The following is a 22,159-nucleotide window of genomic DNA, read 5'->3' on the forward strand; positions in this document are numbered from 1 at the left end:
GCATGCCCGCCGCCGGTGCGCCAGCCCGTTCTGGCGTGGCCGTGTTTTGCCTGGTGTTCCTGCCGTTCGCGCTCGGGCATTACCTGTCGTGCCTGCTGCGCGGTGTGAATGCCGTGCTGACGGCCGAATTGCTGGGCGCCATCGCCCTGACGCCAGCCCAACTGGGCCTGCTGACCAGCGCCTTTTTTCTCGCCTTTGCGCTGGTGCAATTGCCGGTTGGCATGGCCCTCGACCGCTACGGCCCCCGCACGGTGCAACTGTGGCTGCTGGCGCTGGCGGCCCTGGGCGTGTGGCTGTTCAGCCGGGGCCACAGTTTTGCCGAACTGATGTGGGCGCGCGCCATCATGGGCGCCGGGCTGGGCGGCTGCTTCATGGCCGCCGTGAAAGCGATCTCGTGCGCCATCGCGCCATCGCGCCTGCCTTCCGTGCATGGCTACCTGATCGCCGTGGGCGGCCTGGGCGCGGCCACGGCCACCATGCCCGTCAAGCTGGCCCTGCACTACACGGACTGGCGCGGCGTCTTCCTGGGGCTGGCGCTGGCGGCGCTGGCCATCGGCTTGCTGATCCGCCTGCTGTCGCCGGCCATGCCGGCCCCTGCTGCTGCGAGGAATAAGGTCAGCGTCTGGAGCGTGTATCGCGATCCCGGTTTTCGCCGCACCATCGCGCTGATCCTGCTGCCGCACACGGTGTTCTTTGGCGTGCAGGGCTTGTGGGTGGGACGCTGGCTGGCCGACGTGGGCAGCATGTCCGACGATAGCGTGGCGTATCTGTTGTACCTGGGCATGGCGGCCGTCATCTTCGGCGCCATCGGCATGGGCATGCTGACGGAATGGGCCGGGCGGCGTGGTATTGCACCCATGCAAGTGGCGGGTGCCGGCATCGTCCTGTTTGTTGCCGTGCAAGTGGCGATGGCGTGCAATGTGGTGCCCAGCCTGCCTTTGCTGTCCGTGCTGTTTACCTTGCTGGGCACGGTGACGGGCCTCGAGTATGCGATCGTCGCGCAAAGCATGCCGGCCAGCTTGACGGGCAGGGCGGCCACCTGTTTGAATTTGCTCATCTTCACGGGCGCCTTCCTGGTGCAGGCGGGCTTTGGCCTGATCCTCGGCTGCTGGCCCCTGAACGGCCTGCAGCAGTATCCGCCGCAGGCCTACCAGGCGGCGTTTGGCGTGCTGGCGGCCTTGCAGCTGCCGGGACTTGCGATGTTTTTCATCCGCCGCTACAGGCGTGCCGGGCCATCCGGTAAAATGGCGGCCTGCACAGCGGCAATGATCAACTCCAAGGAAGACTATGAAACTCGTTCGTTATGGACGTCCAGGCAAGGAAAAACCGGGCCTGATCGATGAAGAAGGCAAACTGCGCGACCTGTCCGGCGTGATTGCCGATATTGAAGGCGCACAACTGTCCGACAAGGCCCTGCGCAAGCTGGCCAAGCTCGACGAAAAGACCCTGCCCCTGGTGCGCGGCAATCCACGCTTCGGCGTGCCGCTGGCGAAAGTCGGCAAGTTCATCGGCATCGGGCTCAATTACGCGGATCACGCGGCCGAATCCGGCATGCCGATCCCGGCCGAACCCATCGTCTTCATGAAGGCCATCACTTGCCTGAATGGCCCGGACGACAATGTCGTGTTGCCCAAAGGTTCCAAGAAGACGGACTGGGAAGTGGAACTGGGCGTGGTCATCGGTACGCGCGCGCAATACGTGAGCGAAGAGGACGCCTTGAAATACGTGGCTGGTTACTGCGTCGTCAACGACATTTCCGAGCGCTCGTTCCAGCTGGAGCGGGGCGGCCAGTGGGACAAGGGCAAGGGCTGCGATACCTTCGGCCCCATCGGTCCGTGGCTGGTGACGCGCGATGAAGTCATCGATGAGCAGGATCTGGACCTGTATCTGGAAGTCAACGGCAAGCGCATGCAGACCGGCAATACGCAAACCATGATTTTTACTGTCGCGCAGATCGTCAGCTATCTGTCGCAATTCATGACTCTGGAACCGGGCGACGTCATCGCCACGGGCACGCCGCCGGGCGTGGGCCAGGGCCGCAAGCCGCAGCGTTTCCTCAAAAAAGGCGACAGCATGCGCCTGGGCATCGCGGGCCTCGGCGAACAGCAGCAGGACGTGGTCGCCTGGACTGCCTGATGGCCGGTGGCGATATCGACCGTTTGCCCGCGTTGCCGCTGGACCAGCTGGACCCGCAGCAGCGCGCGGCCGCGCAAGCCATCATCGACGGTCCGCGCGGGGCCCTGTACGGACCCTTCGTGCCGCTGATCCGCAGCCCCGAGCTGATGGAAACGGCGCAGCGCATGGGCGAATACTTGCGCTACCGCAGCGCCATCGGCACGCGGCTGTCGGAGCTGGCCATCCTGGTGACGGCGCGCCAGTGGGACCAGCAAGTCGAGTGGGCCATCCACGCGCCGCTGGCCGTGCAGAATGGCATCGCGCAAGCGGCCGTGGACGCCATCGCGGCGCGGCGCACACCGCTTGCCCTGAAGGAAGACGAGCAAGCCGTGCACGACTTTTGCATCGAGCTGCAGCAGAACAAGCGCGTCAGCGACGCCACGTATGCGCGCGCGCTGGCGCTGTTCGGCGAACACGGCGTGGTCGACTTGATGGGTATCAATGGCTACTACACCTTCCTGGCCATGGTGATGAACGGGGCGCAGACGGCGGTGCCGGCCTTGGGCGTCACGCCTTTGCCCGATTAGAGGAGCTCTTCGGGCAAAGATGGACAAAATGTAATGAAGTGGAAATTATTCAATATATAATTTTACTTCCCTTCCATTGCCAATCAGCTCAATGAAAACTCGTCCGTGCTTCACCCTGATGGGCCGCGCCTTCCTGGCGCTGGCCCTTTCTTTTTTGCCCGTGATGACGGTGCGCGCGCTTGCCGCCGAGACCGCTGCTGCCGCCAACCCCAGCGCTTCCGCCCTGGAAAATTCCGTCGTCAAGGTGTTTTCCACCCTGCGCGGGCCGGATCCGTACAAGCCGTGGAGCAAGGCCGCGCCGCAGGAGGTGACGGGTTCCGGCGTCGTCATCGAAGGGCGCCGCATCCTCACCAATGCGCACGTGGTCGGCTACGCCAGCCAGGTGCAGATTCAGGCCAATGGCGCCGGCGACAAGATACCGGCGACCGTGCTGGCCATCTCGCGCGGCATGGACCTGGCCTTGCTGAAGATCGACGACGACAGTTTTTTCGCCAGCCACAAAGCCGTGCCGCGCGCGAATGTCTTGCCGGATGTGCGCGACGCCGTGCTGGCGTATGGCTACCCGACGGGCGGCACGTCGTTGTCGATCACCAAGGGCATCGTCTCGCGCATCGAATTCGTGCGCTACAACTTCCCCGTGTCCGGCCTGCGCATCCAGATCGATGCGGCCATCAATCCAGGCAATAGCGGCGGCCCCGTGATCGCCGGCGACAAGATGATCGGCCTGGCCTTTGCCGGCATGCTCAACGCGCAAAACATCGGCTACATCATCCCCAACGAGGAAATCGAGCTGTTCCTGCGCGACCAGGACAGTGGCGCACCCAAGGGCAAGCCGGCCATGTGCGACGTCACGCAAACGCTGGAAAATCCCGCGTTGCGCACTTACCTGAAGCTGGCCAGGGGTGTCGAGGGCGCCGTCGTGATGACGCCGGCCAGCAAGGATGCCGCCTATCCGCTCAAGGAGTGGGATGTCATCACGCATATCGGCGATTTTCCCATCGACAACCAAGGCATGGTCAAGCTGAATGCCAACAGCCGCGTGCGCTTCCAGTACCGGGTGCAGCAGTTGGCGAAAGACGGCCAGTTGCCGTTGACGGTGGTGCGCCAGGGCGCGTCGCTGAAAATCAAGGTGCCCGTCTCGGCGGCGCACCCGATGCTCATCAGCGGCTTGCAGGGCAATTACCCATCCTATTTCATCTTCGGCCCGATGGTGTTTTCGCGCGCCAGCACGGAATTCATGGCCGCGCCGAATGGCAACCCGGCAATGTTGGGCGGCATGGCGTTTGCCGGCAATCCGCTGGCCACGCGGCGCGGCGATGCGCCCGACAGCGAGCGTGAAGAACTGGTGGTGATCGCCGCGCCGTTCTTCCCGCACAAGCTGATGAATGGCTACAGCACGCGTTTCTTCTCGGTCGTCGATTCCGTCAATGGCGTGCGCGTGCGCAGCCTGGCGCACCTGGTGGCCTTGCTGCGCGACCAGACGGATGAGTTGCTGACCTTCCGCTTCCAGCAGCGCGATGCGGAAATGGTGGTCGTGCCCCGCAAGGACATGCTGGCCGCGACGGAATCGGTGCTGACGGACAACGGCATCCGCTCGGAAGCGTCGCCCGACATGCTGAAAATCTGGAATGAGAAAACGCCGGCGAACTGATCGTTCCCGGCGTTGCATACGACAGCAGGCGCGGCGTACACCGCGCCTGTTTTATTTTAGGCGAGCACTTTTTTCAGCCACGCGCCGATGGCGTCGATTTCTTCCTGGCACAGCGAATGCTGCATCATGTACTCGTGCCATTCCACCTTGTATCCCATGCCGGTGAGCAAGTCGCGCGACTGCTGTGCGCGGGCGAGCGGCACCACGGGGTCGGCCGTGCCGTGCGCCATGAAGATCGGCGTCTGCAGGCTTGCCGGCGTGCGTTCAAGAGCCGTCTTGTCGGCCAGCGGCAGATAGCCGGACAGGCACATCAGGCCGGCCAGCGGTTCCGCGTGGCGCAAGCCCGTTTGCAAAGTCATGGCGCAGCCTTGCGAGAAGCCGGCCAGGATGATGCGGCTGGCGGGAATGCCGCGCGCCTTTTCGCGCGCGATCAACGCTTCGACCTGCGCCTGCGAGGCGCGCAAGCCGCCCTCGTCTTCGCGGCGCACGAGGTCGTTCACGAGGATGTCGTACCAGGCGCGCATCACATAACCGTTGTTGATGGTGACGGGCATGGTGCCGGCGCTGGGGAAAATGAAGCGGATGGCGGGGCAGCCGCGCAGGTCGAGTTCCTTGACCAGGGGCACGAAGTCGTTGCCGTCGGCGCCCAGGCCGTGCATCCAGATGATGGAGACGGTGGGATTCGGTGCACTGTCGAGTTCTATGGTTTCCAGCAAGGTGCTCATGTATTTTCCTCAGGTAAAGGTTGCGCCGGACGCAGCGCCGATTTGGGACGGAAGGCCTTGCAGATGGCCGGGTCGGTTTCCATGTAGGGGCCGTTGATCAGGTCGATGCAATACGGCACGGCGGCAAAGATGCCATTGACCAGTTGCACGCCATCGGCATCCTTCAAGCCTTCCAGGGTTTCCTTGATGGCTTTCGGCTGGCCTGGCAAGTTCATGATCAGGGCGGCGCGCTCGGGTGTCTCGCGGATCACGGCCACCTGGCGCGACAGGATCGCCGTCGGCACGAATTGCAGGCTGATCTGGCGCATCTGTTCGCCGAAACCGGGCATTTCCTTGGTCCCGACGGACAAGGTCGCGTCCGGCGTCACATCGCGCCGCGCCGGGCCTGTGCCGCCCGTCGTCAGGATCAGATGGCAGTGGCTCAGGTCGACCAGGTCGATCAGGGTGTTTTCGATTTGCGAGCGCTCGTCCGGGATCAGGCGTTTTTCCAGGCGGAAAGGCGTGCGGATGGCGGCGGACAGCCAGCTTTCCAGGGCGGGGATGCCCAGGTCTTCATACACGCCGCCGCTGGCGCGGTCCGAGATCGACACGAGGCCGATAATCAATTCGTCTTCGAGAGTGGTGGACATCGGTCACCTATAGAGTCTGGAGTGGCGTAAAAACAATAAAACCGGGATTATCCCGGTTTTTTGTCCATCCTTGGGCGCAAACGGCAAATTACTCGTCGTCTTCTGCTTCTGCGCCATCTGCGTCGGCATCTTTCTTGCCGCTGTTTTTCTTCTTGTCGATCTCTTTCAAGATCTGGAAGATTTCACGGTAGGCTTTTGGCGGCTTGTTCTCGGCCTGCTCCTTGCGGGCATTGCGGATCAGAGTGCGCAGGTGCTGCACGTCCAGTTCCGGGTTTTCCGACAGCAAGACGGTCAGGGCCTTGTCGTCCGTCAAGAGTTTGTCGCGGCGGCGTTCCATCGCGTGCATATTAGCCGTGTCGGCTTTCGACAAGCCTTTCCAGCTATCGATGGTGCGTTGGATGGCGGCAACTTCTTCCTCATCCAGGGTGCGCATCTTCTTGCCCACGTATTGCAGCTGCCGGCGGCGGCCTTCGTGATCCTTGATTTGCTGGCATTCGAGAATGGCGTCGCGCACGTCTTCCGGCATCGGGACGCGCTTGACGCGGTCGCGGGCCTCATTGACGAGTTCTTCGCCCAGCTTTTGCAGGACGGTCATCTGGCGCTTGAGTTCCGACTTCGAAGGACGTTCATATTCCTGTTCGAATTCGGTGGATTGGAAGCCGCAAGCTCCCCGGTTTGGATTTGGCATGATAAGGCGGGATTGGCCGCGTAGGCCGCACCTGTAAACTGTAAACGACTGCTATGATAACCTTTTTAGCGGCTTTCCGAAGAAAACAGCGCATGAACGACTCCGTATTTACCCATAGTCAAGAGCAATTGCAGCAACTGGCCCGTGATGTGTTGTCTTTTGCGCGGGAAGCGGGCGGCACCGACGCGGCCGTCGAAGTCAGCGAAGGCGGTGGCTTGTCCGTTTCTGTCCGAAAAGGCAAGATCGAGACGATCGAGCAAAACAAGGACAAGGGCATGGGCGTGACCGTGTTTGTCGGCAAGAAGCGCGGCAATGCGAGCACGTCCGACTTTTCGCCGTCCGCCTTGCGCGCCACGGTGGACGCCGCCTACAACATCGCCCGCTTCACGGCCGAGGACGATTGCGCGGGCCTGGCCGACGCCGAGATGCTGGAAATGTCCCCCCGCGACTTGCAACTGTTCTATCCCTGGCTCATTTCCACCGAGGAAGCCGTCGTGCTGGCCCAGCGTGCCGAAGCGGCCGCGTTCGCCGTCGATCCGCGCATCACGAACAGCGAGGGGGCCAGCGTGCACGTGCAGCAATCGCATTTCGTGTCCGCCAATTCGCGCGGCTTCATCGGCGGCTACCCGTTTTCGCGCCACACGCTGTCCGTGGCGCCCATCGCCGGCAAAGGGGCAAAGATGCAGCGCGACGACTGGTATTCGTCCGTGCGCGACGCCGCCAGGATGTCGAGCCCGGAAGCCATCGGTCGCTACGCCGCCGAGCGCGCCCTGTCGCGCCTGAACGCGCGCAAACTGGGCACGCGCACCTGTCCCGTGCTGTTCGAGGCACCGCTGGCGGCCGGTTTGCTGGGGACCTATGTGCAAGCGACCTCGGGCGGCGCGCTGTATCGCAAATCCACTTTCCTGAACGACTCCCTGGGCACGCAAGTGCTGCCCTCGCACGTGCAGATCTTTGAGGACCCGCACGTGATCGGCGGCGTCGGTTCCGCGCCGTTCGACGAGGAGGGCGTGAAAACCGTCAGCCGCGACGTCGTCAAGGATGGCGTGGTGCAAGGCTATTTCCTGTCGACCTACACGGCCCGCAAGCTGGGCATGCAGACGACGGGCAACGCGGGCGGCTCGCATAATCTGTATCTGACCTCGAACCTGACGGCCGCCAGCGACGATTTTAGTGCCATGCTGAAGAAGCTGGGCACGGGCTTGCTGGTGACGGAACTGATGGGACAAGGAACCAATTACGTGACGGGCGACTATTCGCGCGGCGCGGCCGGTTTCTGGGTGGAAAATGGCGTGATCCAGTATCCGGTGGAAGAAATCACCATCGCTGGCAACATGCGGGACATACTGCGCAATATCGTCGCCGTGGGCGCCGACGTCTTGCGCCGCGGCACCAAGGAAACCGGCTCCATCCTCATCGAAAGCATGGTGGTGGCCGGCGGTTGAGCGCTTGCCTGTCCGGTGCGACAATGCCGGGCAGCGGCTTTACTGCTGGACCTGATAGCCATCCGTCAGGGTGGCCAGGAACTTCACCATGTCCTCGATCTCGCCCGCCGTCAGCGCGGGCGCCATGCCACGCTTGCGGTCGAACGGCGCCTCGCTGACGTTCACGTTGGCGCGGTATCTGGCGGGTACGTCATTGAATTTCTGCACTTTTCCCCGCTTGTCGCGCGGATACCATTCTTGCGGATGCGTATCGCGCCGCACATAAAAACGCAGCGCATCCGTCAAGTTGTCGAACACGCCGTTATGAAAGAATACCTGGCGCGTGGCCACATTGCGCAGGCTGGGCACCTTGAAGGCGCCGCATAAGTCTCTTTTCGTCGCCAGGTCCGTGCGGTCGGGGCCGCACAATCCCAGGTCGAAATAGGCCGGGTCGGCCGTGGCGGGAATGCGCGCATTGCGCGGCACGCCCAGATTGTCGAAACTGAAGTCCGTAAACAAGGGGGGCGCGCCATGTTCGCCCCGCACGCTGGGGTGGCAGGCGGCGCAATTGCCCTTGCGTTCATCGTTGAACAGGGCCAGTCCCCGCAATTCCGCCAGTTCCAGGGGAACCTTGTTGGCCAGGTAGAGGTCATATTTGGAATCGTAGCGGTGGAAGTCCGGCTCTTCCTGCTGGAATTGCTGCAAGGCATAGGTGATGCGCTTGAATGCCTGTTGTGGTTGCGCAAAGATGGCGTCGCCAAAGACGCGCTGGAATGCTTCCGCGTAACTGCCGTTGCGCAGCCGTTCCACCACTTCATCCGTGCTGGCATTGGCCATTTCATGCGCCGCCAGGAACGGCCGTTCCGCCTGTTCCGCCAGGCTGGCGGCGCGGCCGTCCCAGTTGATGCCGCCGTTGGGCGCGCCTTCCTCATCAAAGCGGAAGGGCGGCGTGTGTTCCAGGTAGCGCAGCGATGGCGTGGCGCGGTAACCGGACGCCTGGCCATCGGCGCCGCCCAGTTGCACGGCCAGCTTGTTGCCGGGCGCATAGGCGTGGGCCGGGTCGTGGCAGCTGGCGCACGACTGCTTGCCCGAGGCGGACAGGCTGGCATCGTGGAAGATACTGCGCCCCAGCTGTGCGGCAGGGCTGAGTTCAGCCGTCGTGCTTGGTATGACGTGCAAGCCAAGAAACAAGAATGTGCACACGTGTGCAAATCGGGTCGGTGAAAATCGCGCCTCAGCGCGTGGCTGGTCTTTGATGGTCATATGCAGGGTAGTGATCGGCAAGTGGAGGGACAGGCAATGCTGCGCCCAGTATAGGCAGCAATGGCCGATGTGGCAACGATTAGCGATGTTGCGCTGCGCCATGGCAGCGCGCCGCTCCCGCTACGCTGCAGGCTGCCCTCGCCGCGCCGCAGGGCGGCAAGGGCGGCTGTTCGCGGCACGGTCAGTACTGTTCCCATTCTGTTTCCGCCACTGCGGCGGGGGTGGCGTGCTTGCGGCTGACGGGCGCGCTGGCGACGAGACGGGGCTTGTCCACCCTGGCGACAGTGGCGCGTGGCGCGGGACGCGAAGCCGGCACGACGGGCGGCAGCGCTTGCGTGCCGTCGAGCTTGAACACGCTGACGGCTTCGGCCAGGATGCCCGCTTGATCCTGCAGGGCTTCGGACGCGGCGGCCGCCTCTTCCACGAGGGCCGCATTTTGCTGTGTCACGGCATCCATTTCCGTGATGGCCTGGTTGATCTGCTCGATGCCCGCCTCCTGCTCGTTGCTGGCGGATGTGATCTCGGCCATGATGTCGGTTACACGCCGTACGCTGTTGACGATCTCTTCCATGGTGCTGCCCGCCTGGTTCACCAGGGTGCTGCCGAGATTGACCTGGTGCACGGAGTCGTCGATGAGGATCTTGATTTCCTTGGCGGCCGAGGCGGAGCGGTGGGCCAGGTTGCGCACTTCCGTGGCGACGACGGCAAAGCCGCGTCCCTGTTCGCCCGCCCTGGCCGCTTCCACGGCCGCATTCAGAGCCAGGATATTGGTCTGGAACGCAATGCCGTCGATGACGCCGATGATGTCGACGATTTTCCTCGACGAGGCATTGATGGAATCCATGGTGGTGATCACTTCCGCCACCACTTGCCCGCCCTTGCTGGCTACGCTGGAAGCCGATTGCGCCATCTGGTTGGCCTGGCGTGCGTTCTCGCCGTTCTGCTTGACGGTCGACGTCAGTTCCTCCATCGACGACGCCGTTTCTTCCAGCGAGCTGGCTTGCTGTTCCGTGCGCGACGACAGGTCCATATTGCCGGAGGCGATTTCACGCGAGCCGTGGGCGATGGCGTCCGTGCCATGGCGCACGCGGGCCACGATGCCTTGCAGATTGTCATTCATCTCCTTCAGGGCGCGCAGCAGCAGACCCGTTTCATCGTCGCCGCGCGCGTCGATGCTGCCCGACAGGTCGCCGGCCGCCACCCGTTGCGCCACCTTGACGGCTTCGGCTATGGGACGGCTGATGGAGCGGCTGATCAGTAGGGCCAGCGCGATGGCGATGACCGTCGCGGCAATCGACAGGGACAGGGTCAGAATGATGGCCATGCGCCCATCGGCGAGCGCTTGCTTGCCTTCGGCTGCCATCAGCGATTCCTGGAAGCCGGCCATGGCTGCCAGTGCCGTCAGGAATTTTTCCTGTGGGTAGCGCAGCTGCGTCAACAGGAAGATGCCCGCCGTTTCCGCTTTGCCTTCTTGCAACAGCTTGATATTCGCATCGCGCGTCCTGGCATAGCTTTCGCGGCTGGTCGTCACGGCCTGGAACAATTCCTGGCCCTTGGGCGTATTGATCAGGGTTTTCAGGCGCGCCAGCAGTTCCACGTTCTTTTTGGCCGACGCCTGAATCTTGGCCACGGAACTGCTGACTTCGTCGGTATCGTTGGCGCCGATGATGGCGTTGCTCAGGAGGCGGGCCTGGATATTGATTTCGGACTGGATCGTATTGGACAGCATGACCTTGGCATAGCGGTCGTTGAGGATATTTTCCGTCGAGGCATTGATGTTGCGGATGCGGCTGATGGAAACAAATGCCACCATGGCAAGCAGGACAATGATCAGGCTGAAACTGAAGGCCAGGCGGGTACTGATTTTGAGCTTAGACATGGGTCGGTCATCCTCGGCGAAAAGCGAAAAGAAAGCGTGCGCGGGGCATCTTCTAGAGGACAAGCGGCGTCCGTGCATGACGATGCTGATGCGGTCAGTGTGCGATACAGAAAGCTAACTCGGCAGGGATAAGGCCGTGGATGGATATTTTCGATGGCCGGGAAGTCGTGGCGACCCGCCCGGCGATATATTCTTGCGGGGCGGCGCAGGCGCGGCCCGATTCTGTTGTCAAGTGTAGGACGATAATTTCTGGTAAGCAAGATGTTCGGAAAAAAAACTGCTCCGCCAGCAACGCTTGCCGTGCGGCCAAAAAAAATGCCCCGGCGAGCGGGGCATGGGGTCAAGCAGGCCGCTTCGGCCGTGGCGCTCAGGCGCGCAAGGTGGACAGGATAGGTTGCAGCACGGCCGCGCCCAGGGCGGCGCTGCGGGCACCGCTCCAGCCCGTTTGCGGGTCGGGATCGTTGGCGTTGTCCTTGAACGGCAGTTCCAGGGTCAGCGACAGGCAGCCGAAGGCGTGCGTGATGTGGGGCGAACCCATGGTCAGCACTTCCGGCGTGAACGGGCCGTCTTCGTAGCCGTGCTCATCCTGGAAGTCGGGGCTGGCCACCTTGAAGTCGGCGATGAAGCGGTCTTGCTCGGCCTTCTGTGCTGGCGTGAAATTTTCCAGCGCATCGCTGCCGGCCACGAAGACGTAAGGCAAGCCTTCGTCGCCATGCACGTCGAGGAACAGGTCGCAGCCGATTTCATGCATTTTCTGTTTCACCAGGAACACTTCCGGGCTGCGTTCCATGGTTGGCGTCATCCATTCGCGGTTCAGGTTGGCGCCGGCCGCGTTGGTGCGCAGGTTGCCATGCACGGAACCGTCCGGGTTCATGTTCGGTACCACGTAGAAGACGGCGTCTTGCAGGCACTGGCGGGCAAACGGATTGGCCTGGTCCAGCAACGCTTCGAGCATGCCTTCGACAAACCATTCGGCCATCGTCTCGCCCGGATGCTGGCGCGCGATGACCCAGACTTTTTTCTCGGCATCGGCGTCGCCGACCACCAGCAGATTCATGTCGCGGCCTTCCACGGTGCTGCCCAGGTCGATCAGGCGCACCAGCGGCGACGCTTGCGCGCTGTCGATCAGGGCCAGGTGGCGGTCCCATGGATACGGCTCGAAGTAGGCGTAGTAGACGCTTTCTTCTTCCGGCGTGTGTTCGATGGTCATCACCGTGCCGTCAAAGCTGGTCGGTACGCGGAACCAGGTTTCGCGGTCGTAGCTGGCCACGGCCTGGTAGTCTTTCCAGCCGTCCGGGTAGGCCGACTTGCCGGCATTCATGAAGCGGATCGTGCACGCCTCGCCTTGCGCGCCTTGCAGGCGGAAGTAAAACCACTGCGTGATGTCGGCGTGGGAATCCTTGCGGATGTTCAGCTCGATGGATTGGGCATCGTCGGCGCGCAGCACCTCGATCGCGCCGGCGTCGAATTGCTGGCTGATTTTAATGGTCATGAGTGTTCCTGATAAAAACGTATGGGTTTTGCATCGTGTGCAATGGCGCGATGATACCTGTTTTGCGGTGGCCTTTGTGCTGGCGCAAACGAGGCGGGACATGCTTTGCTAACGTGGAAGCTCCGACACAGGGAGAGCATCATGGACGACAACGGCAAACACATCCGCGAACTGGAAAAGAAAATCAGCGCCCTCAGCGATGCGCTGGCGCACCTGGGCAAGGGCACGACCTTGCAGGAATTGCTGCGCATCATACGTTTCCCCGGCTATACGACGCCGGCCGAATTCACCTTCAACGTGGCCATCCTCGACACCATGCTGGTACAGGCCAACGCTCTGGAAAAGCTGGGGCAGGATTTGCTGGCAGGGGCCAAGCAGGTCGTCGCCAAGCAGTGAACGCAGCAGTGAGCAAATCCTGAACGTCTGAAAAATGGCCAGGGCAAGGCGCAGGGCCGCAGGCAGTACGAACGTAGGCCCAGGCCCTGCAACGCCGCCATGGACGTTTTGTCAGGTGTTCAGTCCGCCAAAACGTTCAAAAAACCAGGGCTCCACATCCGGCGCCTGTTCATCCTCGCGCCGCAGGGTGGCCAGGATATGTTCCTCGGCCGCCGCATACGTGATGCGGTAGAGGTCGCGCGCCAGCGCATAGGCTTGCGTGCCGGGCCACGGTTCGGGCAGCAGTTCGACGGGCAGTTGCGGGTCGTGCAATTGCACGCGGCGGTAGGCGTGCGTCAGCAGCGAGCGGATGACGAACGCTTGCTCGGCATCGAACTCGGGCGCCTCTTGCAGCAGGGTCAGCAGCGGCTGGAAGCTGGCGATGAATTTTTCGTAGCCGGCCATCACTTCCGACAAGTCCCAGCAGTCGCCCACCATGTCGCGCAGGGGACGCGTGCTGACACCTGGCAATTCCGTGGTGTGGCAGACGTACAGCTTGCCCTGTACCTCGTTGCGCACGAGGATATCTTCCAGCGCCTCCGTATTGCTGGCCGGGTGGCCAAAGATGCCGGGAGAGATCAAGCCGTAGCCGGCCCACAATAATTCCTTGCGCAGCGCCCCCCGCTCGGCGGCGCCGATGCTGCCGGCCGGCCCGATCACCAGGGTCCAGCTGCCATCCCAGTGCACCACCAGCGGCGCATAGATGCGGCGATAGGCGCGTTCGAAGCGGGCCAGCGCTTCCGGGCGTATCGTATAGGCGCTGCGGCGGCCGTCGCGCTGCGAGCTGAGCCAGCCCTCCTGCGCCAGGCGGAACACGCTGGTGCGCAACAGGCGGTCATTGACGCCGAATGGCGCCAGCAGTTCGATCAGGCTGCCGAGCCAGATGGCGCCGCCGCGCGGCACGATGGCGTCGCCAAAGATGGTCATCACCAGGGACTTCGAGCGCGGTGGGTCGCTTTCCAGGAAATCGGCTATCCATGCCGTGCAGCGGGTGTTCTTCATGTGGTTCCGGTCTGGCCGTGTTGCGGTCGGTTCAATAAAAGCAGCAGTTTACTTGGCCGCGCGGGTAGCGCGGCAATAATTTGCCGGAAGCGCTGGTGGCGCTCCACAGTGTTTTCTCATAAGCAATATCATACGCACAAAAAAGCTGCACAAGATACGAATTTTTAAAATGACTCACATCAAGTGTATGCAAATCGTTTTTTGTATCGTATTATCTGTTCATCGCACCGCGTTGCTGCGCAAAATCAAAGACATGGGAGACAGATCATGTACGCACAAATGGTTGAAACCGGCCTCAAGAACGTCCGCTCCATCGACGACATGGGCCAGGAAGAGCGCGCTTTCCAGGCGCGCATCGACGAAGGCATCAAGATCGAGGCCAAGGACTGGATGCCGGACGCCTACCGCAAGACCCTGATCCGCCAGATTTCGCAGCACGCGCACTCGGAAATCGTCGGCCAATTGCCCGAAGGTAACTGGGTCACGCGTGCGCCGACCCTGAAACGCAAGTCCATCCTGCTGGCCAAGATCCAGGATGAAGCGGGCCACGGCCTGTATCTTTATAGCGCCGCGGAAACCCTGGGCGTGTCGCGCGACGACCTGTTGGCCGCCTTGCACTCGGGCAAAGCCAAATATTCCAGCATCTTCAACTACCCGACCCTGTCGTGGGCCGACATGGGCGCCATCGGCTGGCTGGTCGACGGTTCCGCCATCATCAACCAGATTCCCCTGTGCCGCTGTTCGTATGGGCCGTATGCGCGCGCCATGATCCGCGTCTGCAAGGAAGAATCGTTCCATGCGCGCCAGGGTTACGACATCATGATGTCGCTATGCAAGGGCACGCCGGCGCAGAAAGCCATGGCGCAAGATGCGCTGAACCGCTGGTGGTGGCCATCGCTGATGATGTTCGGTCCGTCCGACGCCGCTTCCGTCAACAGCGCCCAGTCGGCGCAATGGCGCATCAAGCTGTTCTCGAACGACGAATTGCGCCAGCGCATGGTCGACCAGACCGTGCCGCAAATCGAATACCTGGGCTTGACCGTGCCCGATCCCGACCTGAAGTTCAATGCGGAAACGGGCCATTATGAATTCGGCGAGATCGACTGGGCCGAATTCAATAATGTCCTGAAGGGCAATGGCCCGTGCAACCGCGAACGCCTGCAAACGCGCGTGAAAGCGTATGCGGACGGCGAATGGTTCCGCGATGCCTTGGTCGCCTACGCCGACAAGCAAGCCGCTAGCAAAGCGGCAGCCTGAATATCAATAAGACAGATAGGGGATAGCAACATGAGCAAAGAATGGCCTTTGTGGGAAGTTTTCATCCGCAGCCAGCACGGCCTGGCGCACAAGCATGTGGGCAGCCTGCACGCTTCCGACGCCACCATGGCGGTCAACCATGCGCGCGACGTCTACACGCGCCGCAATGAAGGCGTGAGCATCTGGGTGGTGCGCGCGGCCGATATCGTCGCCAGCAGCCCCGGCGACAAGGGCGCCCTGTTCGAACCGTCGAACAGCAAGGTGTACCGCCATCCCACCTTCTTCCCGATGCCGGAAGAAGTCAAGAACCTGTGATGGGAGCGCCTGCAATGGATGACAAAGTTAACTACTTGCTGCGCCTGGGCGACAACGCCCTGATCCTCAGCCAGCAGCTGTCGCAGCTGTGCGGCAAGGGTCCCGCGCTGGAAGAGGACATGGCGCTGACCAACGTGGCGCTGGACTTGCTGGGCCAGACGCGTTTGTGGTTCAGCTATGCGGCCGAACTGGAAAACGCGGGCCGCGACGAGGACGACATCGCCTTTTTGCGCGACGCCCACGACTTCAAGAACTGCCTGCTGGTCGAACAGCCGAACGGCAATTACGCCGACACCATGATGCGCCAGTTCTTCTTCGACAGCTGGCACTACTTCCAGCTGCTGGAACTGACGAAATCGACGGATGCGCGCATCGTCGAGGTGGCGCAAAAGTCGATCAAGGAAGTGACGTATCACCTGCGCCGCAGCGGTGACCTGATCGTGCGCCTGGGCGACGGCACGGAAGAAAGCCACGCGAAAACGCAGGCCGCCGCCGACAAGCTGTGGATGTTCACGGGCGAGATGTTCAAGTACGACACCGTCGACCAGGCCATGGTCGCCGCCGGCATTGCTCCGCCATCGGATATCTTGCGCCAGGCCTTCCTCGAACATGTGGCCGAGATCTTCGCCGAAGCCACCTTGAGCATGCCGGCGCCCGACGCCTGGATGCAAAAGGGCGGCAAGCAGGGCACGCACACGGAGCACCTGGGTTTTATTCTGGCCGAGATGCAGTTCCTGCAGCGCGCCTATCCCGGGGCGGAGTGGTAATGAACGCCGCCGCTGGTGCCGCGCCGCTGGACGCCGCCCAGGTCTGGGCCTGGCTGGGCGACGTGCCGGACCCGGAAATCCCCGTCATTTCGGTGGTGGACCTGGGTATCGTGCGCGCCGTCGATGTGGTCAGCAGCGAGGAATGTGTCGTGACGATCACGCCCACGTATTCGGGCTGCCCGGCCATGCAGGTGATCGCCGACGCCGTCACGGATGCCCTGCGCAGCCATGGCGTGGCCAAGGTGACCCTGGTGAACCAGCTGGCGCCCGCCTGGACCACGGACTGGATGAGCGAGGCGGGCAAGGCCAAGCTGAAAGGCTATGGCATCGCGCCGCCGCAGCAGCAGGTGATCGACATCAGCGGCCTGCGTGGAGGAACAGCAGGCGGAGTAAAACGCCAGGCTGCCCCCAAGCTGGACGTGATCTGCCCGAACTGCGGTTCCACGCATACGCAGCTGACCAGCCAGTTCGGCTCCACGCCGTGCAAGGCGCTGTACAAGTGTATCGATTGCCGCGAGCCGTTTGACTACTTCAAGTGCCACTAAAAAAATCAGGCACACGTTCCGAAGAAACTGGAGATGAAGCATGAGTAAATTTTATCCGCTGCGCGTGGCGAACGTGCGCAACGAAACGCGCGACACCATCGCCGTCACGTTCGACGTGCCGGCCGAACTGCAGCAGCAGTTCCGCTTCCAGCAGGGCCAGCATCTGACCCTGCGCGCCAACATCAATGCGGAAGACGTGCGCCGCTCGTATTCCATCTGTTCGGCGGTGCAGGACGGCACGCTGCGCGTGGCCATCAAGCGCACGCCCGGCGGCGCTTTTTCCACCTGGGCGAATGACACCCTGAAAGCCGGCACCACCATCGAGGTGATGCCGCCCATGGGCCACTTCAACGTGCCGCTCGACTGCGTCAACCGCAAGCACTACCTGGCGTTCGCGGCCGGCAGCGGCATCACGCCCATCCTCTCCATCATCAAGACCACCCTGCTGACGGAACCTTTGAGCCGCTTCACCCTGTTCTACGGTAACCGCGCCTCGTCGTCCGTCATCTTCAAGGAAGAATTGACGGACCTGAAGGACGTGTACCTGGAGCGTTTGAACCTGGTCTACGTGATGAGCCGCGAGCAGCAGGACATCGAATTGTTCAACGGCCGCATCACGCAGGAAAAATGCGAGCAGTTCCTGCAGCACTGGATCCGTGTCGAAGACTACGACAACGCCTTCATCTGCGGCCCGGAAGACATGATGCTGGGCGTCTCCGCCGCCCTGCAGGCGGCCGGCATGCCGAAGCAGAACATCAAGATCGAACTGTTCGCCGCCAGCATCCCGAAAAACGCCCACAAACCGCGCGCCCAGTTCGACGCGGGCGCCGTGCAGGAAACGGAAGTGACCGTCATCATGGATGGCAACCACACCACCTTCACGATGGACAAGGACAAGGAATCCATCCTCGACGCGGGCCTGCGAGCGGGGCTGGACATGCGCTACTCGTGCAAGGGCGGCGTGTGCTCGACTTGCCGCTGCAAGATCCTCGACGGCAAGGTCGAAATGGACGTCAACTACGCGCTGGAAGACTACGAAGTGGCGCGCGGCTTCGTCCTCAGTTGCCAGAGTTTCCCCTTGACCGACAAGGTCGTGGTCGACTTCGACCAGGCAGAATAAAGCCGGCGCAGGGCTGATGCCCTGCCGTATCCATTATAAAAGCGAGACGCCATGACCTACCAAAACATCCTCTTCACCATCGAGCACGGCATCGCGACGCTCACCCTGAATCGTCCCGACAAGCTCAATAGCTTTACGCAAGCCATGCACGAGGAAGTGCGTGACGCCATCGCCAAAGTCAACGCCGACAGTAGCGTGCGCGTGTTCGTGCTGACGGGCGCGGGGCGTGGCTTTTGCGCGGGCCAGGACTTGTCCGACCGCGCCGTGGAACCGGGCTCGAAGGGCGTGGACCTGGGCGAGTCGGTGGAAAAGAATTACGCGCCGCTGGTGCTGGCCTTGAAGGCCTTGGCTATGCCCGTGATCTGCGCCGTCAACGGCGTGGCCGCCGGTGCGGGCGCCAACCTGGCGCTGGCCTGCGACATCGTCATCGCCGGCAAGTCGGCCAGCTTCGTCGAAGTGTTCTGCAAACTGGGCCTGATCCCGGACACGGGCGGCACCTTCTTCCTGCCGCGCCTGATCGGTTCCGCGCGCGCCATGGGCCTGGCCATGCTCGGCGAAAAACTGACGGCGGAAAAGGCGGAAGACTGGGGCCTGATCTGGAAATGCGTAGACGACGCCGAACTGGCGCAGGAAACGCGCAAGCTGGCCGTGCACTTCTCTACCGCACCGACCAAGGGCCTGGCGTATACCAAGCAGGCGCTGGCTCTGAGTGGCGCCAATACCCTGCCGCAGCAACTGGCGCTGGAAGCGCGCATGATGAGCGATCTCGGTAACAGCGACGATTACCGCGAAGGCGTCGCCGCCTTCATGGAAAAGCGCGTACCGCAATTCAAGGGACATTGATATGGCAGCTTTGGACAACAACAGTATCGTCGCCGTCATCGGCAGCGGCGCCATGGGCGCCGGCATCGCGCAGGTGGCCGCGGCCGCCGGCTACCGCGTGAAACTGTACGACACGCGTGCGGAAGCGGTGAGCAAGGCGCTGGCGGACATCGGCAAGATGTATGCGAAGCTGGCCGAAAAGGGCCGCATGACGGCCGACGAAGCCACTGCCGCCACGGCGCGCCTGCAGGCGGCCGGCAGCCTGGCCGATGTGGCAGATGCGGCGCTGGTGGTGGAAGCCATCGTGGAAAACCTCGACGTCAAGCGCGGCCTGTTCGCCGAACTGGAAGCCTTGGTCAGCGACGAGTGCATCCTGGCGACGAACACCTCGTCGATCTCCGTCACGGCCATCGCCGCCAAGCTGCGTCGTCCGGAACGCCTGGTCGGCATGCATTTCTTTAATCCTGTGCCCCTGATGGCGCTGGTCGAAGTGATCAGTGGCCTGGCCACCAGCGAACAAGTGGCCGCCACCGTGTACGACACATCGATCGCCTGGGGCAAGAGTCCCGTGCATGCGAAATCGACGCCCGGTTTCATCGTCAACCGTGTGGCCCGTCCGTTCTACGCGGAAGGCTGGCGCCTGTTGAGCGAACAGGCGGGCGACGCCGCCACCATCGATGCCGTGCTGCGCGAAGCGGGCGGCTTCCGCATGGGGCCATTCGAGCTGATGGATCTGATCGGCCATGACGTCAATTTCTCCGTCACGCAATCCGTGTTCGGCGCCTACTTCAATGATCCGCGCTTCACGCCGTCCGTGCTGCAGCAGGAAATGGTCAACGCCGGTTTCCTCGGCCGCAAATCGGGCCGTGGCTTTTACCTGTACGGCGAAGGCGCCGCTGCCCCCGTGGCGCAGGCGGAAGGCCCACAGCCCAAGCCCGAATTCGTCGCCCTGTCGGCAGCCGTCGGCGGCGATGGCCGTGGCCACAGCGGCATCATTCGCAGCCTGGTGCAGCGCCTGGAGCAGGCCGGCATCACGGTCAGCCGGCGTGTGACGCAGGAAGGCCAGGCGCCCGACGAGGCGCCCGCCCTGCATTGCCATGGCGCCGCGATTTATCTGACGGACGGGCGCAGCGCCACCCAGCGCGCGCACGACAACCAGCATCCGGACACGGTGCTGTTCGACCTGGCGCTCGATTACGCCGGGGCCAAGCGCATCGCCGTGGCCCGGGCCGACCAGTGCAGCGACGCCGCCTATGCGGCCGTCGTCGGCCTGTTCCAGGCGGCCGGTTTCATCGTCACGCGCCTGGACGACGTGCCTGGCCTGGCCGTCATGCGCACGGTCGCCATGCTGGCCAACGAGGCGGCCGACGCCGTCAACCAGGGCGTATGCACGGTGGCCGCCGTCGATATCGCCATGCAGAAAGGCGTCAACTACCCGCGCGGACCGCTGGCCTGGGCCGATGCCGTCGGCGTCCAGCACATCGTCGCCGTGCTGCATCACCTGGCGCAAGGCTATGGCGAAGACCGCTACCGCGTCTCGCCGCTGCTGCGCCGCAAACTCGCTAATGGAGCACCGTTTCATGCATAAGGAAGACCATCTCCACGCCGCCCAGGCCCTGGCCGAAGCGGCCGCCGCCTCCATGCTGTCGCGCGATAACGCCACCGCCGCCATGGGCATCGCCCTGGCCGAAGTGGGCCCCGGCCATGCGCGCATGACGATGACGGTGCGCGCCGACATGCTCAATGGCCACCAGACCTGCCATGGCGGCTTCATCTTCGCCCTGGCCGACAGCGCCTTCGCGTTTGCTTGCAACAGCTACAACATGAACACCGTGGGCGCCGGCTGCACCATCGATTACCTGGCGCCGGGCCGCGAGGGCGATGTGCTCACGGCGCACGCCGTCGAGCAGGCGCTGGCGGGAAAAAGCGGCGTCTACGACGTCAAGGTCAGCAACCAGGACGGCCGCGCCATCGCGCTGTTTCGCGGCAAGTCGATCCGCGTGGCGGGTGCAGTCATTAGTGATTGAAGTACAAGAGCAGGCTTGAACTGCCGCTGCAGCTTTAAATAGTTAAAGAACCAATTAGGAGACAATGATGGTCCAACGAATTCCCGCCCCGAATGACCTCGAGCCGATCGAGCGCGCCAGCAAGGATGAACTGCAGGCGCTGCAGCTCGAACGCATGAAATGGACGCTCAAGCACGCGTATGACAACGTGCCCCATTACCGTGCCGCTTTTGACGCCGCAGGCGTGCATCCGGACGACCTCAAATCCTTGTCCGACTTGTCGAAATTCCCGTTCACCGATAAAAAGGTCTTGCGCGACAATTACCCGTTCGGCCTGTTCGCCGTGCCGCGCGAGCAAGTGGTGCGCATCCACGCGTCGAGCGGCACGACGGGCAAGGCAACGGTGGTCGGCTACACGCAGAACGACATCGATACCTGGGCCAACGTGGTGGCGCGCTCGATCCGCGCCGGCGGCGGCCGCGCTGGCGACATGGTGCATATCTCCTACGGCTACGGCCTGTTCACGGGCGGCCTGGGCGCGCACTACGGCGCCGAACGTCTGGGCTGCACGGTCATCCCGATGTCCGGCGGGCAGACGGAAAAGCAGGTGCAATTGATCCAGGATTTCAAGCCGTCCATCATCATGGTGACGCCATCGTACATGCTCAACATCATCGAGGAATTCACGCGCCAGGGTCTGGATCCGGCCGAATCGTCGCTGAAGGTGGGCATCTTCGGCGCCGAGCCGTGGACGGACGCCATGCGTTCGGAAATCGAGGCGCGCGCCGGCATCGACGCCGTCGATATCTACGGCCTGTCCGAAGTGATGGGGCCTGGCGTGGCGTCCGAATGCATCGAAAGCAAGGACGGTCCCGTCATCTGGGAAGACCATTTTTACCCGGAGATCATCGACCCGGAAACGGGCGAAGTGCTGCCCGACGGCGCGGAGGGCGAGCTGGTGTTTACCTCGCTGTCGAAGGAAGCGCTGCCCATCATCCGCTACCGCACGCGCGACCTGACCCGTTTGCTGCCGCCGACCTCGCGTTCGATGCGCCGCATCGGCAAGATCACGGGCCGTTCTGACGACATGCTGATCATCCGCGGCGTGAACGTCTTCCCCACGCAGATCGAAGAGCTGATCCTCAAAATGCCGAAACTGGCGCCGCAATACCAGCTGGTGGTCACGCGCGACGGCCACCTCGACAAACTCGAAGTGATCGCCGAGCTGCGCATCGACCTGACCGCCACCATCTCGGCCAGCGAAACGGACGCCCTGGCGCGCGAGCTGGAACACCGCATCAAGACGCACGTGGGCGTGAGCACGCGCGTGCGCTTGGTGGCCGCCGCCGGCATCGAACGCACCCTGACGGGCAAGGCCCGCCGCGTGGTCGACCAGCGCCCGAAGATTTTCTCCTGATAGCCTGAACAAGGAAGCCA

22 protein-coding genes are annotated in these 22,159 nt (G+C 62.8%); 15 read left to right on the top strand and 7 right to left on the bottom strand.

The window, feature by feature from the left end; translation table 11 throughout:
* The first annotated feature begins 2 nt into the window (after window positions 1-2).
* The 4 genes from GCN78_RS05870 to GCN78_RS05885 all read left to right on the top strand — a co-directional run bounded on the left by GCN78_RS05870 (window position 3) and on the right by GCN78_RS05885 (window position 4,353).
* Window positions 3-1,343 carry an MFS transporter gene (locus GCN78_RS05870; RefSeq protein ID WP_193316624.1) on the top strand — a complete coding sequence of 447 codons (1,341 nt, stop codon included), beginning with the start codon at window positions 3-5 and terminating at the stop codon, window positions 1,341-1,343.
* Window positions 1,288-2,136 carry a fumarylacetoacetate hydrolase family protein gene (locus GCN78_RS05875; protein WP_152250843.1) on the top strand — a complete coding sequence of 283 codons (849 nt, stop codon included), beginning with the start codon at window positions 1,288-1,290 and terminating at the stop codon, window positions 2,134-2,136. Before GCN78_RS05870 ends, GCN78_RS05875 begins: the two co-directional genes overlap by 56 nt.
* Window positions 2,136-2,702 carry a carboxymuconolactone decarboxylase family protein gene (locus GCN78_RS05880; RefSeq protein WP_152250844.1) on the top strand — a complete coding sequence of 189 codons (567 nt, stop codon included), beginning with the start codon at window positions 2,136-2,138 and terminating at the stop codon, window positions 2,700-2,702. Before GCN78_RS05875 ends, GCN78_RS05880 begins: the two co-directional genes overlap by 1 nt.
* 91 nt (window positions 2,703-2,793) lie before the next feature.
* On the top strand, window positions 2,794-4,353 hold the full coding sequence (locus GCN78_RS05885; protein WP_226939488.1) for a S1C family serine protease: 1,560 nt from the start codon (window positions 2,794-2,796) through the stop codon (window positions 4,351-4,353).
* Between the two features lie 56 nt (window positions 4,354-4,409).
* Here GCN78_RS05885 and GCN78_RS05890 read toward each other — a convergent pair whose 3' ends face one another.
* From GCN78_RS05890 to yjgA, 3 genes are all read right to left on the bottom strand, one after another.
* Window positions 4,410-5,078, bottom strand: coding sequence for an alpha/beta hydrolase (locus GCN78_RS05890; RefSeq protein ID WP_152250845.1), 669 nt, complete (start codon window positions 5,076-5,078; stop codon window positions 4,410-4,412).
* Window positions 5,075-5,707 carry a molybdopterin adenylyltransferase gene (mog, locus tag GCN78_RS05895; protein WP_152250846.1) on the bottom strand — a complete coding sequence of 211 codons (633 nt, stop codon included), beginning with the start codon at window positions 5,705-5,707 and terminating at the stop codon, window positions 5,075-5,077. Before mog ends, GCN78_RS05890 begins: the two co-directional genes overlap by 4 nt.
* An 88-nt stretch (window positions 5,708-5,795) precedes the next feature.
* The gene (yjgA, locus tag GCN78_RS05900) at window positions 5,796-6,395 is read right to left on the bottom strand and encodes a ribosome biogenesis factor YjgA (RefSeq protein ID WP_152250847.1); all 600 of its coding nucleotides are present in this window, start codon (window positions 6,393-6,395) and stop codon (window positions 5,796-5,798) included.
* Between the two features lie 92 nt (window positions 6,396-6,487).
* Here yjgA and pmbA point away from each other — a divergent pair, with 92 nt between their 5' ends.
* On the top strand, window positions 6,488-7,840 hold the full coding sequence (gene pmbA, locus GCN78_RS05905; RefSeq protein WP_152250848.1) for a metalloprotease PmbA: 1,353 nt from the start codon (window positions 6,488-6,490) through the stop codon (window positions 7,838-7,840).
* A 39-nt stretch (window positions 7,841-7,879) separates the two neighbouring features.
* Here the strand turns inward: pmbA and GCN78_RS05910 are convergent, their stop codons facing one another.
* From GCN78_RS05910 to GCN78_RS05920, 3 genes are all read right to left on the bottom strand, one after another.
* Window positions 7,880-8,998, bottom strand: a complete 1,119-nt coding sequence (locus GCN78_RS05910) for a cytochrome-c peroxidase (protein WP_226939489.1) — start codon at window positions 8,996-8,998, stop codon at window positions 7,880-7,882.
* Window positions 8,999-9,263: 265 nt separating this feature from the next.
* On the bottom strand, window positions 9,264-10,961 hold the full coding sequence (locus GCN78_RS29965; RefSeq protein WP_152250850.1) for a methyl-accepting chemotaxis protein: 1,698 nt from the start codon (window positions 10,959-10,961) through the stop codon (window positions 9,264-9,266).
* A gap of 367 nt (window positions 10,962-11,328) precedes the next feature.
* Window positions 11,329-12,453 carry a M14 family metallopeptidase gene (locus GCN78_RS05920; RefSeq protein WP_034746346.1) on the bottom strand — a complete coding sequence of 375 codons (1,125 nt, stop codon included), beginning with the start codon at window positions 12,451-12,453 and terminating at the stop codon, window positions 11,329-11,331.
* 141 nt (window positions 12,454-12,594) lie between these two features.
* Here GCN78_RS05920 and GCN78_RS05925 point away from each other — a divergent pair, with 141 nt between their 5' ends.
* On the top strand, window positions 12,595-12,849 hold the full coding sequence (locus GCN78_RS05925; protein ID WP_077408596.1) for a hypothetical protein: 255 nt from the start codon (window positions 12,595-12,597) through the stop codon (window positions 12,847-12,849).
* A 111-nt stretch (window positions 12,850-12,960) separates the two neighbouring features.
* Here the strand turns inward: GCN78_RS05925 and paaX are convergent, their stop codons facing one another.
* Window positions 12,961-13,890, bottom strand: a complete 930-nt coding sequence (gene paaX / locus GCN78_RS05930; protein ID WP_152250851.1) for a phenylacetic acid degradation operon negative regulatory protein PaaX — start codon at window positions 13,888-13,890, stop codon at window positions 12,961-12,963.
* A 267-nt stretch (window positions 13,891-14,157) separates the two neighbouring features.
* Between paaX and paaA the strand changes: the two genes are divergently transcribed.
* From paaA to paaK, 9 genes are all read left to right on the top strand, one after another.
* Complete coding sequence (gene paaA / locus GCN78_RS05935; RefSeq protein WP_152250852.1) at window positions 14,158-15,147, top strand: 1,2-phenylacetyl-CoA epoxidase subunit PaaA; 990 nt, start codon at window positions 14,158-14,160, stop codon at window positions 15,145-15,147.
* A gap of 30 nt (window positions 15,148-15,177) precedes the next feature.
* Complete coding sequence (paaB, locus tag GCN78_RS05940) at window positions 15,178-15,462, top strand: 1,2-phenylacetyl-CoA epoxidase subunit PaaB (protein ID WP_034746356.1); 285 nt, start codon at window positions 15,178-15,180, stop codon at window positions 15,460-15,462.
* A gap of 14 nt (window positions 15,463-15,476) precedes the next feature.
* A complete protein-coding gene (gene paaC, locus GCN78_RS05945) occupies window positions 15,477-16,229 on the top strand; it encodes a 1,2-phenylacetyl-CoA epoxidase subunit PaaC (protein ID WP_152250853.1) in 753 nt (250 codons plus the stop codon).
* Window positions 16,229-16,774 (top strand): 1,2-phenylacetyl-CoA epoxidase subunit PaaD, encoded by a 546-nt coding sequence (gene paaD, locus GCN78_RS05950; protein ID WP_152250854.1) that lies wholly within the window; start codon window positions 16,229-16,231, stop codon window positions 16,772-16,774. Before paaC ends, paaD begins: the two co-directional genes overlap by 1 nt.
* 40 nt (window positions 16,775-16,814) lie before the next feature.
* On the top strand, window positions 16,815-17,894 hold the full coding sequence (gene paaE, locus GCN78_RS05955) for a 1,2-phenylacetyl-CoA epoxidase subunit PaaE (RefSeq protein ID WP_152250855.1): 1,080 nt from the start codon (window positions 16,815-16,817) through the stop codon (window positions 17,892-17,894).
* 51 nt (window positions 17,895-17,945) lie between these two features.
* The gene (paaG, locus tag GCN78_RS05960; protein WP_152250856.1) at window positions 17,946-18,737 is read left to right on the top strand and encodes a 2-(1,2-epoxy-1,2-dihydrophenyl)acetyl-CoA isomerase PaaG; all 792 of its coding nucleotides are present in this window, start codon (window positions 17,946-17,948) and stop codon (window positions 18,735-18,737) included.
* Between the two features lies 1 nt (window position 18,738).
* Window positions 18,739-20,304 (top strand): 3-hydroxyacyl-CoA dehydrogenase PaaH, encoded by a 1,566-nt coding sequence (paaH, locus tag GCN78_RS05965; RefSeq protein ID WP_152250857.1) that lies wholly within the window; start codon window positions 18,739-18,741, stop codon window positions 20,302-20,304.
* A complete protein-coding gene (gene paaI, locus GCN78_RS05970; protein ID WP_152250858.1) occupies window positions 20,297-20,743 on the top strand; it encodes a hydroxyphenylacetyl-CoA thioesterase PaaI in 447 nt (148 codons plus the stop codon). Before paaH ends, paaI begins: the two co-directional genes overlap by 8 nt.
* 67 nt (window positions 20,744-20,810) lie before the next feature.
* Window positions 20,811-22,139: a phenylacetate--CoA ligase PaaK gene (gene paaK, locus GCN78_RS05975; protein ID WP_152250911.1), complete on the top strand. Its 1,329-nt coding sequence runs from the start codon at window positions 20,811-20,813 to the stop codon at window positions 22,137-22,139.
* The last annotated feature ends 20 nt before the right edge of the window (window positions 22,140-22,159 follow it).

It is taken from the genome of Janthinobacterium rivuli (genome assembly GCF_009208735.1).
Lineage (GTDB): Bacteria > Pseudomonadota > Gammaproteobacteria > Burkholderiales > Burkholderiaceae_D > Janthinobacterium.